This is a genomic window from Oliverpabstia sp. (assembly GCF_022785585.1).
Classification (GTDB): Bacteria; Bacillota; Clostridia; order Lachnospirales; family Lachnospiraceae; genus Oliverpabstia; species Oliverpabstia intestinalis.
The window spans coordinates 1-15,017 of sequence record NZ_JALFPR010000034.1; the positions used below are offsets into that span (position 1 = coordinate 1).

16 protein-coding genes are annotated in these 15,017 nt (G+C 45.2%); all 16 read left to right on the forward strand.

Annotated elements, in window-relative coordinates:
• Positions 1 to 228 precede the first annotated feature (228 nt).
• The 16 genes from MSA64_RS01860 (at position 229) to MSA64_RS01935 (ending at position 14,765) form a co-directional block, all read left to right on the forward strand.
• Positions 229 to 1,725, forward strand: a complete 1,497-nt coding sequence (locus tag MSA64_RS01860; RefSeq protein ID WP_154431393.1) for a Na+/H+ antiporter NhaC family protein — start codon at positions 229 to 231, stop codon at positions 1,723 to 1,725.
• Positions 1,726 to 1,732: 7 nt separating this feature from the next.
• Positions 1,733 to 2,464, forward strand: coding sequence for a tRNA (N6-threonylcarbamoyladenosine(37)-N6)-methyltransferase TrmO (tsaA, locus tag MSA64_RS01865; RefSeq protein WP_330639026.1), 732 nt, complete (start codon positions 1,733 to 1,735; stop codon positions 2,462 to 2,464).
• Entirely contained in the window at positions 2,464 to 2,844 is a 381-nt protein-coding gene (locus tag MSA64_RS01870; RefSeq protein ID WP_287890295.1) for a nuclear transport factor 2 family protein, read from the forward strand. Before tsaA ends, MSA64_RS01870 begins: the two co-directional genes overlap by 1 nt.
• 211 nt (positions 2,845 to 3,055) lie before the next feature.
• Complete coding sequence (locus tag MSA64_RS01875; protein ID WP_022173114.1) at positions 3,056 to 3,259, forward strand: hypothetical protein; 204 nt, start codon at positions 3,056 to 3,058, stop codon at positions 3,257 to 3,259.
• A gap of 37 nt (positions 3,260 to 3,296) precedes the next feature.
• On the forward strand, positions 3,297 to 3,911 hold the full coding sequence (locus MSA64_RS01880) for an HAD family hydrolase (RefSeq protein WP_287890296.1): 615 nt from the start codon (positions 3,297 to 3,299) through the stop codon (positions 3,909 to 3,911).
• A 205-nt stretch (positions 3,912 to 4,116) separates the two neighbouring features.
• Positions 4,117 to 4,653: a flavodoxin family protein BilS gene (bilS, locus tag MSA64_RS01885; RefSeq protein ID WP_117525140.1), complete on the forward strand. Its 537-nt coding sequence runs from the start codon at positions 4,117 to 4,119 to the stop codon at positions 4,651 to 4,653.
• Positions 4,654 to 4,702: 49 nt separating this feature from the next.
• Positions 4,703 to 5,107, forward strand: a complete 405-nt coding sequence (locus tag MSA64_RS01890) for a hypothetical protein (RefSeq protein ID WP_022173111.1) — start codon at positions 4,703 to 4,705, stop codon at positions 5,105 to 5,107.
• Positions 5,108 to 5,170: 63 nt separating this feature from the next.
• Entirely contained in the window at positions 5,171 to 6,007 is an 837-nt protein-coding gene (locus MSA64_RS01895) for a DUF5685 family protein (RefSeq protein ID WP_022173110.1), read from the forward strand.
• A gap of 3 nt (positions 6,008 to 6,010) precedes the next feature.
• On the forward strand, positions 6,011 to 6,631 hold the full coding sequence (locus tag MSA64_RS01900) for a J domain-containing protein (RefSeq protein WP_022173109.1): 621 nt from the start codon (positions 6,011 to 6,013) through the stop codon (positions 6,629 to 6,631).
• 88 nt (positions 6,632 to 6,719) lie between these two features.
• Positions 6,720 to 8,093: a sodium-dependent transporter gene (locus MSA64_RS01905; RefSeq protein ID WP_287890301.1), complete on the forward strand. Its 1,374-nt coding sequence runs from the start codon at positions 6,720 to 6,722 to the stop codon at positions 8,091 to 8,093.
• 176 nt (positions 8,094 to 8,269) lie between these two features.
• Entirely contained in the window at positions 8,270 to 9,583 is a 1,314-nt protein-coding gene (locus MSA64_RS01910; protein WP_154431397.1) for a hypothetical protein, read from the forward strand.
• Between the two features lie 12 nt (positions 9,584 to 9,595).
• Positions 9,596 to 10,567, forward strand: a complete 972-nt coding sequence (locus MSA64_RS01915; RefSeq protein ID WP_154431398.1) for a U32 family peptidase — start codon at positions 9,596 to 9,598, stop codon at positions 10,565 to 10,567.
• Positions 10,568 to 11,036: 469 nt separating this feature from the next.
• Positions 11,037 to 11,834, forward strand: a complete 798-nt coding sequence (locus tag MSA64_RS01920) for a zinc dependent phospholipase C family protein (RefSeq protein WP_154431399.1) — start codon at positions 11,037 to 11,039, stop codon at positions 11,832 to 11,834.
• Between the two features lie 29 nt (positions 11,835 to 11,863).
• Complete coding sequence (locus MSA64_RS01925) at positions 11,864 to 12,343, forward strand: methylglyoxal synthase (RefSeq protein ID WP_154431400.1); 480 nt, start codon at positions 11,864 to 11,866, stop codon at positions 12,341 to 12,343.
• Positions 12,344 to 13,370: 1,027 nt separating this feature from the next.
• On the forward strand, positions 13,371 to 13,871 hold the full coding sequence (locus MSA64_RS01930; RefSeq protein ID WP_022173103.1) for an SEC-C metal-binding domain-containing protein: 501 nt from the start codon (positions 13,371 to 13,373) through the stop codon (positions 13,869 to 13,871).
• 144 nt (positions 13,872 to 14,015) lie between these two features.
• Positions 14,016 to 14,765 carry a YdcF family protein gene (locus MSA64_RS01935; protein ID WP_287890304.1) on the forward strand — a complete coding sequence of 250 codons (750 nt, stop codon included), beginning with the start codon at positions 14,016 to 14,018 and terminating at the stop codon, positions 14,763 to 14,765.
• The last annotated feature ends 252 nt before the right edge of the window (positions 14,766 to 15,017 follow it).

The window sequence follows — 15,017 nt, forward strand, 5'->3', positions numbered from 1 at the left end:
GCTCAAAGTTGCTCTGCCCACGTCCCTCGCTTCCCCTGCCCGTTCCGTCTTCCTCTGCGTCCGCCTTGTATGTGTCCGCCTTGCCCGTTCCGCCTTTCTCTGCGTCTGTCTTGTATACAACTTTGCTCTTCATCCGTTTGCACAATACCCATTTACATCATCACGTTACCATGCTATAATTAACCGAAAAACATAAAAATTAAAACCAACATGAAAGGGGAAACAAACATGTCAGGAACAATCTGGGCCTTAGTCCCGCCCATCGTGGCGATCGCCCTGGCCTTATGGACCAAAGAAGTCTATTTGTCACTACTCATCGGAATTCTGTCGGGAACGCTGCTCTTTACAAAATTCCACATCCTTGCCGCCACCCAGACCATGATAGAAGTCATGAACTGGAAAATCGGCGACAACGTGAATATTCTGCTCTTCCTGGTATTCCTTGGAATCATCGTAGCCCTGATTACAAAATCAGGAGCTTCCCAAGCCTACGGAGACTGGGCATCCAGAAAAATCACGTCTCAGAGAGGAGCACTGTTCTCAACCATGCTTCTCGGTGTGGTTATCTTTGTAGACGACTATTTCAACTGTCTGACTGTAGGAACCGTAATGCGTCCGGTTACAGACAAATACAAAGTAAGCCGTGCAAAACTTGCCTACATCATTGATGCCACAGCAGCTCCGGTCTGTATCATCGCACCGATTTCAAGCTGGGCGGCAGCTGTAGGATCCTCCCTGCCGGATGACTGCGCGATTGACGGATTCTCACTGTTCTTAAAAACCATTCCGTTCAACCTGTATGCGATCCTGACCATCGTATTCATGATCATCCTGATCGGTAAAAACTTCGATTACGGTGCGATGGCAAAATACCATGCAGACCTGGTAGGAAAAAAAGAAGAAACCGCAGACGGAGACGCAGAAATCAAAATCATCGGTAACGGAAAAGTCATCGACCTGATCCTGCCGATTATCGTACTGATCGTTCTTTGTATCAGCGCGATGCTGTATACCGGTGGTATTCTTGACGGAGCAGGAGTAGCCACAGCATTTGCAGACTGTGATTCCTCACTGAGTCTGGTACTCGGATCTTTCTTTACACTGGTATTTATCTTCTTCTTCTATCTGCTTCGGAAGATCATTACCTTCAGTCAGTTCTGTGAAAGCTTTGTACAGGGATTCAAAGCCATGACACCGGCAATCATGATCCTGTCGCTGGCATGGACCCTGTCCGGTATCTGCTCCGCGGATTACCTGGCACTTGGAAATTTTGTAGGAAATGTGGTAAGCGGAAACGCTGTTATCGGTGTACTGCTTCCGGCACTGTTCTTCGCAGTAGCGATCGGACTTTCTTTCTCAACAGGAACATCCTGGGGAACCTTCGGTATCATGATCCCGATCGTAACAGCCGTGATCAATACCAACAACGTATCCTTACTGGCACTGAACGTGGCAGCCGTACTGGCTGGTGCTGTATGCGGAGACCATATTTCTCCGATCTCAGATACCACCATTCTGGCATCCGCAGGCGCACAGTGCAACCATATTAATCATGTGTCCACACAGATTCCGTATGCTATGACGGTAGCAGGCTGCTGCCTGGCCGGATATCTGGTCGGTGGATTCACCGGAAACGGCTGGCTGGCTCTGATCGTAGGCCTGGTACTGGAACTGATCGTGCTGGCAGTACTGATCAAAAAATGTGGAGAAGTAAATCTGGAGTAAACGACATATGAATAACAACCAAATTATTGATATGCAATGCAACGAGACAACCGGGCGCATGATGCGTCCGGTTGCTTATATAAAAAGTGATTTTACAAGCAAATTCGGAATCCCAAGGCAGAGCGGTCTGGCAGACCTTGAAGCCGAGATCCATTTCTATCCGGAATATCAGAACCCGGAGGCTGTGAGAGGACTGGAAGAATACTCTTACCTCTGGCTGATCTGGGAATTTTCCCGATCCATCCGGAATGAATGGTCTCCAACCGTGCGCCCGCCAAAACTGGGAGGAAACACAAGAGTCGGCGTCTTTGCCACCCGCTCCCCGTTTCGTCCCAATCCGATCGGGCTCTCCAGTGTGCAGCTTACAGGCGTTACATTGAATCCTCAGGATGGTCCGGTCATCCATATCCAGGGCGCTGATCTTCTGGACGGAACCCCGATCTACGACATCAAACCCTACATCCCTTATGCCGACAGCCACCCCGAAGCATGTGGAAGCTTCGCAACCGCTCACCGCGACGACCACCTTCAGGTACAATTCCCGCCGGAACTCCTGAACAAAGTTCCGCAATCAAAACAAAAACCCCTGATCCAGATCCTGGCTCTGGATCCCCGCCCCGCCTATCAGCAGGACCCCGAAAGAATCTACGGCTTCCCCTTCGCCGGCCTGGAAATCAAATTCCGCGTAGAAGAAGAAACCCTGTATGTATGTGAGGTAAACGAAGAAGAGAAAACATAATGGAAGAAATCATCAGAAACTATTTTTCCTGCTGGCTGAACAAAGACGAGAAACCCCTGACCGCTATATTTGCAGACAACATCATCTACAGCGAATGCTACGGTCCGGAATATCGGGGAATCCGGCAGATCCAACAGTGGTTCCACGACTGGAACCAAAAAGGAACTGTAGAAAAATGGGACATCAAACAAATCTACATCTGCCAGAACACAGTAATCGTCGAGTGGTATTTCCAGTGCGACTACTGTGACACTCCGGGAGCCTTTGACGGTGTAACCATCGCACAGTTCGATGAAAACAAAAAAATATACAACCTCAAAGAATTCGAGTCTAAATGTGACCACGAATACCCATATGGAATAACCCCGAATAACCTTTAAAATAAGATATGTTCAGAAATGGATCAAAAAAGCGAGGTAAACACATAGCTACCATTCGCAATCACACTTGAAAATCAGCCAACATCCAGAAGTGGAAAGGCGGACACGGCGGGACAGACAGCCTTTCCACTTCGTCCGTTTTGAACACTCCTCTTGCTTTCCGATAAGAAACCAGTATAATAAAAGAAGCAAAACAAAAAAGGAGATTCCTATGAAAAAACTACAACGCATCCTGGCAATTCTCGGCGTAGTCCTCTTGCTGGCCCTCTATGCCTCCACCATGATCTTTGCCCTCTCCGGAAGTGAAAACTCCATTGGCTGGTTCAAAGCCTCTATTGCAGCAACGATCATCGTCCCGGTATTATTGTATGCCTACATGATGATCTACCGTTATCTGAAAAACCGAAACAAATAAAGTAAAAAATAAAACACAGAAAAGAGGAAAGGGAAACATGATAAAAAATATTGTTTTTGACGTCGGGCAGGTTCTGATGTCTTACACTCCGGAAAACTATCTGAAGAACCTTGGATTTTCAGAAAAAACAGTACAGACTCTGCGTAAGGCGATTTTTGAAAGTACGCTGTGGGAAGCAGCTGACCGCGGGATAATTTCAACGGAAGAAATCTGGGAAGGCTTTCGGAAAAATGCACCGGGATTAAAAAAAGAAGTGCAGACGGTATATGATAATCTTGGTGACGTGGTGGAACTGATGCCATACGCTGAAGATTGGGTAAAAACCCTGAAAGAACAGGGATACCATCTGTATATTCTGTCGAACTATGCGGAGCATACGTATCAGCTGTCCAGCCACAAGATGAAATTCCTGCCCTACATGGACGGAACATTGTTTTCTTATGTTTATAAAATGGCAAAACCGGATCGAGAGATTTATGAAAAACTCTGCACGATGTATCAACTCAATCCAAGGGAAACCGTATTCTTTGATGACCGGGAAGACAACATCGCAGGAGCCAGAGGCTGTGGGATTCACGGCATTCTGTTTCAGAACCATGAACAGGCAAAAAAAGACCTGGAAACGTTGCTGAAAAGAGAAAACGGAAAGTAAAATGAAATAACATAACATGTATTTTATAAAGATACTCCTTCATCTTACATAACAAAAATTTTAGAAAAAATTTAGACGCCGATCCTTGTAATACTCAGGAAAGTAGTATACAGTAAACCTGTTGACAAAACGACATCTGAAACAAAGATGTCGAATACCGGAAAAATTAAAAAAGCGGGCAGATGGAAAGGCGGGAAATAATATCATGTTAGATTATAAAATCATGTATGTCAGTCGCACGGGAAACACCCAGCGGCTGGCAGTTTGTATTTATCAGAGTTTACAACAGCTTGGTAACGGAGATATCGAGGAAATCAACTGCAATACGGAACCTGGGAAAAGCCATCTTTTGTATGTGGGATTTTGTGTGGAAAAAGGAGACTGCCCCATCGAAGTGCAGGAACTTCTGAAAAAAGTACATAACAGGCAGATCGCACTGTTTGGAACCTGCGGATTCGGGCAGAGTCAGGAATACTATGACAGAATTGTGGAAAATGTAAAACAGTGGATTCCGAAAGACAACAGCTGTCTGGGGGCTTTTCTCTGCATGGGAAAGATGCCGATGCAGGTACGAAAACGTTATGAAGTCATGGAAGAGAATCCGGAGCAGAGAGAAAAAGCACAGATGCTGATCCGAAACTTTGATAAAGCGTTGCTGCATCCGGACGATGCAGATATACAGAATGCAGTTGCATTTGCCAGGGAAGCATGGGAAAAAGCAGAAAGCTGTACAGATATGTGAGAAAGGGCTGAGAATGTGGTGACAGTAAAAAAAGAACGGGGAGAAAACAATGAATAACTGGAGAGACAAACTATATCGATTTATGCAGGGCAGGTACGGAAGAATAGATGAACTGGGAAGATTTCTGATGTATCTGCTGTTCGGACTTCTGCTCGTATCCTTCTTTGTGAGAAGTTCGATCTTTTCCCTGCTGATTCTGCTCGTATTGATCTATGATTACTATCGTATTCTTTCCAAAGATATCTCTGCGAGATACCAGGAAAATCAGCATTATATTCAGGCACGTGAAAAAGTAAGAACAAAATGGAACAAACTGACCGGAAGTCACGGAGACAGCACCCATCGAATTTACAAATGTCCGACCTGCGGACAAAAAGTCCGGGTACCAAAAGGAAAAGGAAAAATATCGATTCACTGTCCAAATTGCAACTGTAATTTTATCAAACGCACCTGATTAATTTTATGAAGTGGATGAACAGATCATAAACAGACAAACAAAGAAAAGAGGTGAGGGAGGATGTTTGGCTACGTTACAACCAATATGGAAGAAATGAAGATCAAAGACTATCGGATCTATCATGGATTTTACTGCGGAGTCTGCCAGGATCTGAAAGAAGATCACGGACAAACTTCCAGGGTTACTCTGACGTATGATGTGACCTTTCTCGGAATTTTGCTGACCGGCCTGTATGAGACGGAAACAAAGCGGGAAGAACACTTCTGTGCCATGCATCCGTTCAAAAAGCATCTCTGTCTGAGAAACCAGTGGACTGCCTATGCGGCGGATATGAATGTACTGTTGAGTTATTATAATCTGTTAGACGACTGGGAGGACGAGAAAAAACCGGTTCCTCTTATACTTGCATCAGCATTAAAAAAAGACGTAAAACGTTTAAAGGAAAAATATCCGCGGCAGGCGAGAGCAATCGAAACCTATCTGCAAAAGCTGAAAGCATGTGAGCAGGAAGCAAGTACGGATCTTGACAGGGCAGCAGCAGATACGGGAGAGATGCTGGGTGAAATCTATGTCTGGGAAGAAGATGTCTGGGCAGATACAATGCGAAAGATCGGTTGTGCCATGGGAAGATTCATCTACCGGATGGATGCCTATGAGGATATTGAAAAAGACAGAAAAAAAGGAAACTATAACCCATGGAAGCCGATCGCACAGGAAAAAGACTTTGATGACCGGGCCAGACAGATTCTGATGATGGAAGCGGCTGAAGCTTCCCGCCAATTTGAAAAACTTCCGATCATAGAATATGTGGACATTTTGCGAAATATATTGTATTCTGGTATCTGGACAAAATATGACAGAATAAAGTCCCGGGAAAAAGAGACGAGGAGAAAATAAGGAATGTTGGATCCATACAGCGTCCTTGGTGTATCGCGAGATGCAAGCATGGACGAAATCAAAAAAGCATACCGGAAGCTAAGCAGAAAATATCATCCGGATGCGAATATCAATAATCCCAATAAAGAGCAGGCGGAAGAGATGTTCAAACAGGTACAGCAGGCTTATGATCAGATCGTGAGGGAACGGGAACAGGGAACTTCTCAAAACTCCTGGTACGGTGGTTATCAGTCCGGAGGGTATCAGACACAGGATGATCAGCGTTCCATGGAGATGCGTGCGGCGGCGAACTACATCAATGCCGGTCATTACCGGGAGGCTTTAAATGTCCTGGAAAGGATGCAGGAAAAAAATGGAGAATGGTATTATTATCATGCCATTGCAAGTGCCGGAGCGGGAAATACAGCAAGTGCTATGGAGGATGCCAGAACAGCGATGGAGATGGAACCGGGCAACCTGATGTATCAGAGACTTTATCAGCAGCTGCAGTCTCAGGGACAGTGGTATCAGAATATGAGTACCGGATACGGCTATCAGAAACCGGGAGAAGGTATGGGAAACTGGTGCTGCCAGTGCCTGTGCATGAATATGCTCTGTCCGGGCTGTTGTTGTATGCCCTGTTAGTATTTTGGTAACTATTCAGTAGCCACTGTCCCGCGAGGTACTGAACAGTTACGTATTTTGTAAAAATCTATATGAGGGAGAAAGATGAATGAAGGAACGAGAAAAATTAAAGTCGCGTCTGGGATTTATCCTGATATCTGCCGGATGTGCCATCGGAATCGGTAATGTCTGGAAATTTCCTTACATTGCAGGAAAAGGTGGCGGCGGTGCGTTTGTACTGTGTTACCTGATCTTTCTGGTGATTCTTGGACTGCCGGTTATGACTATGGAGTTTGCCGTTGGCAGAGCCAGCCAGAAAAGTCCGGTAAAAGCTTATCAGGCACTTGAAAAACCGGGGCAGAAATGGCATATCCACGGCTACATCACCGTGATCGGCTGCTATCTGCTGATGATGTTTTATACAACTGTATCAGGATGGATGCTGCACTATTTTTATCTGACAGCAACCGGTAAGTTTACAGGACTTGATGCAGATCAGGTCGGCGGCGTATTTAATGAGATGTTGTCACAGCCGCTTGTTATGGCTTTCTGGATGATCGTTGTAGTGGCCATTGGTATCTTTGTATGTTCCAGAGGTTTGCAGAATGGTCTGGAAAAAATCACAAAAGTAATGATGATTGCACTGCTTGCCATCATGGTAGTGCTGGCGATCAACAGTATCATGATGGACGGAGCGGCAGAAGGTCTGAAGTTTTATCTGATTCCGGACTTTGAAAGAATGAAAGAACTGGGTATCGGTTATACCATTGTAACAGCGATGAATCAGGCATTCTTTACCCTGAGTCTTGGTATCGGAGCCATGGCAATCTTCGGAAGCTATATCGGAAAGGAAAGATCATTGCTTGGGGAATCTGCAAATATTGCGATTCTGGATACATTTGTGGCAATCGTATCCGGTCTGATCATTTTCCCGGCATGCTTTACCTTCGGAGTAAGTCCGACATCCGGACCGAGCCTGATCTTTATCACCCTGCCGAATATCTTCAACCATATTCCGATGGGAAGACTGTGGGGAAGTTTGTTCTTTATTTTTATGACCTTTGCGGCATTCTCTACAGTACTGGCAGTTTTTGAAAATATTATATCCTGTGTGATGGAACTGACCGGATGGAGCAGAAAAAAGAGCAGTCTTGTGAATCTGTTTGGGATTATCCTCTTGTCATTGCCATGTGTTCTGGGATATAATGTATGGAGCTGGGATGGATTTTCCATCTTCGGCGGTGCAGTATTAGACCTGGAAGATTTTCTGGTAAGTAACATTTTACTGCCATTGGGATCTCTGGTATATCTGCTGTTTTGTACCAGCCGTTACGGATGGGGCTGGAAAAACTTCAAAGCAGAAGCCAATACAGGAAAAGGTTTCAAGATGCAGGAGTGGATGTGTGTGTATCTGTCTTACATCCTGCCGCTGATGATCTTATTTATCTTTGGTTATGGCATCTATGACAAATTCTTCGCTTAAAACAAACAGAGGTATCGGCGAATAGATGTGAAGGAAACCCCTTAGTAACGGAACAAAAGGAACGTTACTAAGGGGTTTTTCAGTTGCCAAGCATACGACAAAAAGGTTCGGTGGACCTTTTTTAGTGTCACGAGACAGAAAAAATATCTGACGCAAAGACGGGGAGGTGATGCGGGATGCAGAGTGTGGAGATGATTCCATTCGGACTTCTGGCAGGATTTGTCGATGACAAAGAAGTGAGGATCACGGAGATTTCTACAGAAAGCTTTTGCTTTCGGGTAAGAGAACAGGTGGAAAGACCGCGGCATATACGGATCGGATTCTATGATTTATCTGAAAGCATGTATCGGGAAGTGGAGTTAGAAAGTTATCATTTCATGGAAAAAAGGCAGGAGCAGTGGTATGTAAGTTATACCGTCGAGGTGTTCCAGCAAGATTATGTACAGGCAGTACAGAAACTTTTCCGGGAATACACCGGATATATCCGGGCACGGATCGAAGGAACGGACGGAGAGATGGCACAGATCACCTGCAACTATCCTGTGAATCAGGACGAGATCCATGCAAAGAGCATGGAAGAGCAGAAATCCATCTGGTTTTCCGGTGCGCAGATCCGGCCGGTGGTACGGGGCATGGAACTTGCGCTGGCACTCGACCGAAGAATATGGTATAACCTGTATGAGCGAAATACAATAGAAAAATTTACCGAACTGTACTGGAAAGAAAACGGAATCGGAGGCTGGGAACAGCATAAAATCATTCCGGATCGTCTGTATATCGGCAATGCATTCTGCCATCTGCTGTTGCCCGGAGAAGAGCAGCTGTTTGCTCTGATGGAGAAAGCAAATGTGGAAAACGTGGGTATCACCCTGGTATTTCCCTGTATGCGGGAGTTTCAGGTGGAAGAGATGGTAAAACTCCTGAAAAAAGTGGAAAACTGGTGTGAAAAACGGCAGATCAGGGTGGAAATCCTTGTCAATGACTGGGGAATGGCAGCGCTGGTCAGAGAAAACGGGGAATATCTGGAACCCTGTCTCGGTGTACTTTTGAACAAACAGAAAAAAGATCCGCGGATGCACTATAAAAAAGGCAGTACCCGCGGGCTGGGAGAAAATAATCTGCAGGCCGGTTTCTATCGGAGATTCTTAAAAGACACGTACGGGATCAACCGCTATGAGTGGGAAAGCTGTGGCTATCCGCAGGTATTTCCACAGGGAAAGAACAGCCTGCATCTGCCGTATTATCAAACCAATACATCGCAGTATTGTCCACTGTATGCGAGCTGTACCGAGGGTGAGCGGGGAAAACAGCGGCTGCCGGAAAGCTGTCCGGGATACTGCGAACAGTATGCGTATATTTACCCGGAACATCTGCATATGGCAGGACGTTACAATTCCCTGTTCGGACTGGATGAGGAACTTGTAAAGCATCCGGAACAGCTGAAAGCATATCAACAGGCAGGTATCGACCGTCTGGTGATCGGACTGTAGGAGGGCATGCGTATGAAAATTGTGGCAGGACTGGGATGCATCGACGATTATCCGTTATTTTGCGAGGCAGGAGCGGATGAATTCTTCTGCGGGTATGTGCCCTATACATGGACGAAACGTTACGGAACCACGCTGGCATTAAACCGCCGGGAAGTGCTCTGTTATCAGGTGCAGCTGGGCGCTTACAGTGAACTGGAGATTCTGGCTGGCATGCGTGAGGTATATAAACGTCCGATACATCTGACCTTTAATTCCCTGTATTACATCCCGGAGCAGTATCCGATGATCGAAGATATCATCCGAAGCTGTATGGAACTTGACTTTCAGAGTTTTATTCTGGCGGATCCGGCGCTGATCGTGTATCTTCGGAAGCAGAGGGTGGACTGTCAGATCCATCTGAGCGGGGAGACGGGAGAAAATAACAGGAAAATGTTGGAAACCTTTCAGAATCTGGATCTCAAACGTATGATTTTTCACCGAAAGAATACGATAGAAGATATGGCATCCATGATCGCGGCCCGGAAAACAACAGGAGAAAAAAGGAGCGGGACGGAGTTTGAAGCCTTTGTGTTGAACGAACTGTGCCAGTTTTCCGGAAGCTTCTGCAATTCTCTGCACTGTGACGAACTTGGACATCTTTGTCGTGTACCGTACTGGCTGCTCCCGCAGAAAGCAGTAGATCCCGGATGGAAGAATCGGCTGGAAGTAATCCGAAAAGAAGAGAGTGTTCCGGAGAGGGATGACTATCTGTGCGGTGCCGGCGGATGTGGACTTTGTGCACTGTACCGGTTGCAGAAAGCCGGAATCACCCATCTGAAACTGGTGGGTCGTGGCAACCACAGCGAGGATATGAAAGCAGATATTCAGAATCTTCACAAATCCCTGACAATACTGAAAACAGCGGGGAGCGAAGCGGAATATTGCAGACAGATGAAACAACAGATTTTCCCCGGGGGATGCAGCAGACAGTGCTATTATAGATGAAAGGCAACGGTTCATTTTTTTCGCATTGAGCGGCCGCTATTTTTAACGGATGTAAAAAAAGCTGCCGCACAGAAGGCGACAGCTTATAAAGGGGAGGATAAGTATTTCATCTCTTCTTTCGTTATTTCGGGCCGGAGGGGGGATCCGGCAAAGTTTTTCTTTCGGGCCAATGAAAAGCGTCACGCCTTTGTGTCATCTCTCCACCGGCTATTTATAGTATGACCGGAAAATGAGAAGATATTCAGAAAAAGACACAAAAGTTTCAGATTTTTTCGGATTTTTTCGGATTGAAATTCCTTGTTTCCGGAAGTAAAAAGAATTATAATGATTTGTGTGAAGGTGATTGCACAGGGTGTATAAAAAATGTGAATTTACCGGAATTTAACCTGCAATTCATAACTGTTGAACAGGCACAGGGGATAATAAATAATGGGAGCATTTCCCAAAGTGAAAAAAGGGGACGATACATATGCCGACGACATATACACATGACAAGTTTGGAAAAGATGTATACAAAAAATTACCGGAGCATATCAAGGCAGTGATTCGGAAAGGAAAGGGTGTTTATCGGATCGGTCAGCACGGACCGGATATTTTCTTCTACTATAAACCGATTTGTCTGCCGCAAAGCAGAATTAATAAAATAGGTCCGCAGATGCATAAGGAACCGGCGTTTGGATTCTTTCAGAAGGGTATACGGGAATTTGAAATCAGCCCGTCGCCGCAGCTGGCATCCTATCTGTTTGGATTCGCCTGCCACTTTATGCTGGACAGTACCTGTCACGGGTATGTGGGACGATTTGAGAAGCAGACGGGAATCTCTCATGCGGAGATCGAGACAGAACTTGACCGTTATCTGATGATTGAGAGCGGTAAGGAGCCGAGGGTGTACCTTCCGGCAAGTGTCCTGGATGATTCAGAGGAAAACTGCAGAGTGATCGCGCGGATGTTTCCATCGGTGACACCAAAGCAGATCCACCGGGCACTGGAGGGGCAGAAGCTGTATGACAGGCTTCTGACCTGCAAGAATCCGATAAAAGAAAAGGTAGTACTTGGCGGTATGCATGTACTTGGATGTTATGATATTCTGGAAGGCCAGGTGATGCGAAAAAAAGCGAATCCTGCCTGCAGAGAGTCAACCACACGTCTGATGGAACTGTATCAGAAAGCACTGGATGAGACACCCGCTATTCTGGAGAATCTGTATCAGTGCCTGTATGGAACGGGAACGACGCTTTCCAGCCGTTTTCTAAGAGATTATCATTAAGGAAATCCATGAAAGAAGGAGGAATGTTTATGACAAATGAGAGGTTTATCGGTTTTACTATGGAGAAGACAAAGCATATTGCGCTGGTTGCTCATGACGGTAAAAAGAAAGAACTGGTGGAGTGGTGTGACCGGAACAAGGACGTGCTGAAGAACCATTTTCTGTGTGGTACGGGTACCACGGCGAAGCTGATCGCGGAGAAGACGGGGCTTCCGGTGAAGGGGTATTGCAGCGGTCCTCTTGGTGGAGATCAGCAGATAGGTTCACGGATCGTTGAGGGAGGCATTGATTTTCTGGTGTTTTTATGGGATCCGTTAGAGGCACAGCCACATGACCCGGATGTACGGGCACTGCTTCGTATCGCAGTGGTTTATGATATTCCGGTTGCGAATAATCTGGCTACGGCTGATTTTCTGCTGACGTCGAAATTTATGGATGAGACTTATGAGAGACGGGTGGAGAATTTTAATGTTACGATTCAGGAGAGAGTGAAGGCTTTCCAGAAATAAGAGATGAAGTCGCTGCTCGGACTGTTGGCTGCTTTGGCTACTCGGACGAAAGGGAGTGCAGGCAGGACGGGGACGGACAACCGCTGGTAACGCCAAAATAAACTAATCGTTAACTGCAACTAAGACTATCGCGAGAGCGCTCGAGCCTAAGTTTCCGTAAACGATGGATTTTATTTTGGCTAAAAGCACCAGCATAAGGTTGTCCGTCCCCGTCCTGCCTGCGCTCCCTTTCTGAGCATTGGCTGGGGGAGAATAAGAATAGAGCGGGGAAAGCGATTGGATGAGAACAGATGATGAGTAAAAATGTTCTTAAATGATAAAAGATTCTGAAAGTTTAAAAGAATAAAATAAATTATAAAAAAGTATTGACAAAATAAGAAAGAAGAGTTACTATATACTCAACAAAAGAAAAGAACGAAAACAAAAGAACCTACGAAAGAGAGGTACAGACCACCAGAAACTTAACGTAAAGTTCAAAGGCAACATCCCTCCAGATGTAATTTTCAAGAAAGGAAGGTACGGACCACCGAAAACCTAAAGTAACACCTCAAAAACAAATTTTAAGAAAGTCAGGTATAGTCCAATGAGAAAGTAAGGATTTATCCCATTAAAAAAGGCAGGAGGTACAGACCACCAGAAAGGTTATGATTTATCTTATAATTTAAGAAAGAGAGGTTATCCAATGATAGAGCCTGCAATGTAAGGTGAGTATCGAATCGTAAAGAAGATTTCGGTACTCACTTTTTTGTGAGCGAAGGTCGCAGAAAAGCCGAGACATACCCCGCAAATTCATGCGATCAGCATAAATTCTGTGCAGCGCGAAGGGTGTTACCGAGAATGGAGTGAACAATAATCTGGATGCCAGGTGAGTACGAGAAAACGTGATTTGTGCTTGAAAATCTGTGGTATATCGTATATACTTAATAGAGTCACACGGAAGTCCCAGAACTACTGCAAGAATATGAACGAACAGTAGTGGACCCGTGGAGTATAATTACCAATTGAGTTGAAGGAAGGTACAGTAATCATGGGATTATTAAAACAGTGGAGAGATGTTGCATACTCTCAGCAGGCAGATAAAGCAAAACTGCAGAAATTTTGGGCAGAATATTTTGTGATTGAAAAAGGAATCTACGAACAGCTGCTTTCCAATCCGGACGAAGTAGTACGTGGAACGGTAAAGGAACTGGCAGATAAATATAAAGTCAATGTAATGACAATGACAGGTTTTCTGGATGGTATCAATGACAGCCTGAAGGTTCAGAACCCGATCGAAGAGATGGAAGAAGATACCGAAGTAAATCTGGGATTTGATAAAGAGCTGCTTTACAAAAACATGGTAGATGCAAAAGCAGACTGGCTGTATGAACTGCCGATGTGGGATGAAATCTTTACACCGGAGAAGAAGAAAACTCTGTATATGGAACAGAAGAAATCCGGCACGATCATCAAAGGTGCAAAAGTTGGAAGAAATGATCCATGTCCATGCGGAAGCGGTAAAAAATACAAATTCTGTTGCGGAAGATAATAAAAATGTAAAAGAGCGGGGAGAAAAGAAACTACCCGCTCTTTTCTCGTTTATGTGAATCGTTGGTGATAATCCGTGTCTGTAGGTAAAATGATGACCGATGTGATAACGGGGAGCCATATATAAGAAAGATAGGAGAAATGTATGGGTATTATTACGAGCCTGTTAGGAATCGTATGTATTTTGTATTACATAGCAGGTGTCCGATATGCCGGCTATCGGGTATCCGGATTGTGGATCTGGCTGGCAGCAGGTATTGGATTGATGGTATGGGGCGGTTGCCGGATCGGATGTGCAGTTGCCGGTGTTCCGTTCTTTGTACCGGGTGCATTGGTTGCGATTGTAAGAGTTTGTCTTCTGGCGGGGCTGGTACTGTTTTTTTATCTGGAACATCAAATCGGTACCGGAATGAAAGCAAAAGGAATTGAGAATCTGGATTATATTATTGTTCTTGGATGCCAGGTGAAAGGAACAAAACCAAGCAAAGCATTAAAAGACCGGTTGGATACGGCAAAAGAATATATGCAGGCAAATCCGGAGACGATTGCGGTTTTATCCGGAGGGCAGGGAAAAATGGAGGAGATTTCAGAAGCAGAATGTATGAGACGATATCTGGAGAAAGCCGGAATCAGCAGGGAACGTCTGATCCTGGAACAAAGATCCACCACAACCAGACAGAATCTTCGATACAGCAGAAGATATATGGATTATCGACATGACGAGATTGGAATCATTACCAATAATTTTCATGTATACCGCAGTGTTCTTCTGGCAAGACGAAGTGGCTATCAGAGAGTATGTGGTATTGCCGCACCGTGTAAGAGTGTACTGCTGTACCATTATCTTGTGCGAGAAGCTTTTGCACTGGCAAGGGAAATGTTGCATAAAAGGTAACTATTCAGTAGCCACTGTCCCGCGAGGTGTTTTGACATGAATATGTCAAAATCCCGAGACATACAAGCCAAAATGCCATCACCGAAGATGATTTACGCGAGCAACGAGTCAAAGTCCGTGCTTGCACGGAACCTTGAGGAGTGCCGCGATAACGATAAAAACTCGCAAAGCGTATTTTTATCGTTTAAATGCATTTTGGCACGTAACTGTGAAGGTACTGAACAGTTACCATTCTTCACAGAAAGGTAAATG

What these genes read in the sequence shown, in the direction of transcription:
- bilS (WP_117525140.1), top strand. Translation starts at nt 4,117, where the DNA reads ATGTTAGATTATAAAATCATGTATGTCAGTCGCACGGGAAACACCCAG.
- MSA64_RS01900 (WP_022173109.1), top strand. Translation starts at nt 6,011, where the DNA reads ATGTTGGATCCATACAGCGTCCTTGGTGTATCGCGAGATGCAAGCATG.
- MSA64_RS01915 (WP_154431398.1), top strand. Translation starts at nt 9,596, where the DNA reads ATGAAAATTGTGGCAGGACTGGGATGCATCGACGATTATCCGTTATTT.
- MSA64_RS01925 (WP_154431400.1), top strand. Translation starts at nt 11,864, where the DNA reads ATGACAAATGAGAGGTTTATCGGTTTTACTATGGAGAAGACAAAGCAT.
- MSA64_RS01905 (WP_287890301.1), top strand. Translation starts at nt 6,720, where the DNA reads ATGAAGGAACGAGAAAAATTAAAGTCGCGTCTGGGATTTATCCTGATA.
- MSA64_RS01895 (WP_022173110.1), top strand. Translation starts at nt 5,171, where the DNA reads ATGTTTGGCTACGTTACAACCAATATGGAAGAAATGAAGATCAAAGAC.
- MSA64_RS01935 (WP_287890304.1), top strand. Translation starts at nt 14,016, where the DNA reads ATGGGTATTATTACGAGCCTGTTAGGAATCGTATGTATTTTGTATTAC.
- MSA64_RS01870 (WP_287890295.1), top strand. Translation starts at nt 2,464, where the DNA reads ATGGAAGAAATCATCAGAAACTATTTTTCCTGCTGGCTGAACAAAGAC.
- MSA64_RS01875 (WP_022173114.1), top strand. Translation starts at nt 3,056, where the DNA reads ATGAAAAAACTACAACGCATCCTGGCAATTCTCGGCGTAGTCCTCTTG.
- MSA64_RS01920 (WP_154431399.1), top strand. Translation starts at nt 11,037, where the DNA reads ATGCCGACGACATATACACATGACAAGTTTGGAAAAGATGTATACAAA.
- MSA64_RS01880 (WP_287890296.1), top strand. Translation starts at nt 3,297, where the DNA reads ATGATAAAAAATATTGTTTTTGACGTCGGGCAGGTTCTGATGTCTTAC.
- MSA64_RS01890 (WP_022173111.1), top strand. Translation starts at nt 4,703, where the DNA reads ATGAATAACTGGAGAGACAAACTATATCGATTTATGCAGGGCAGGTAC.
- MSA64_RS01910 (WP_154431397.1), top strand. Translation starts at nt 8,270, where the DNA reads ATGCAGAGTGTGGAGATGATTCCATTCGGACTTCTGGCAGGATTTGTC.
- MSA64_RS01930 (WP_022173103.1), top strand. Translation starts at nt 13,371, where the DNA reads ATGGGATTATTAAAACAGTGGAGAGATGTTGCATACTCTCAGCAGGCA.
- MSA64_RS01860 (WP_154431393.1), top strand. Translation starts at nt 229, where the DNA reads ATGTCAGGAACAATCTGGGCCTTAGTCCCGCCCATCGTGGCGATCGCC.
- tsaA (WP_330639026.1), top strand. Translation starts at nt 1,733, where the DNA reads ATGAATAACAACCAAATTATTGATATGCAATGCAACGAGACAACCGGG.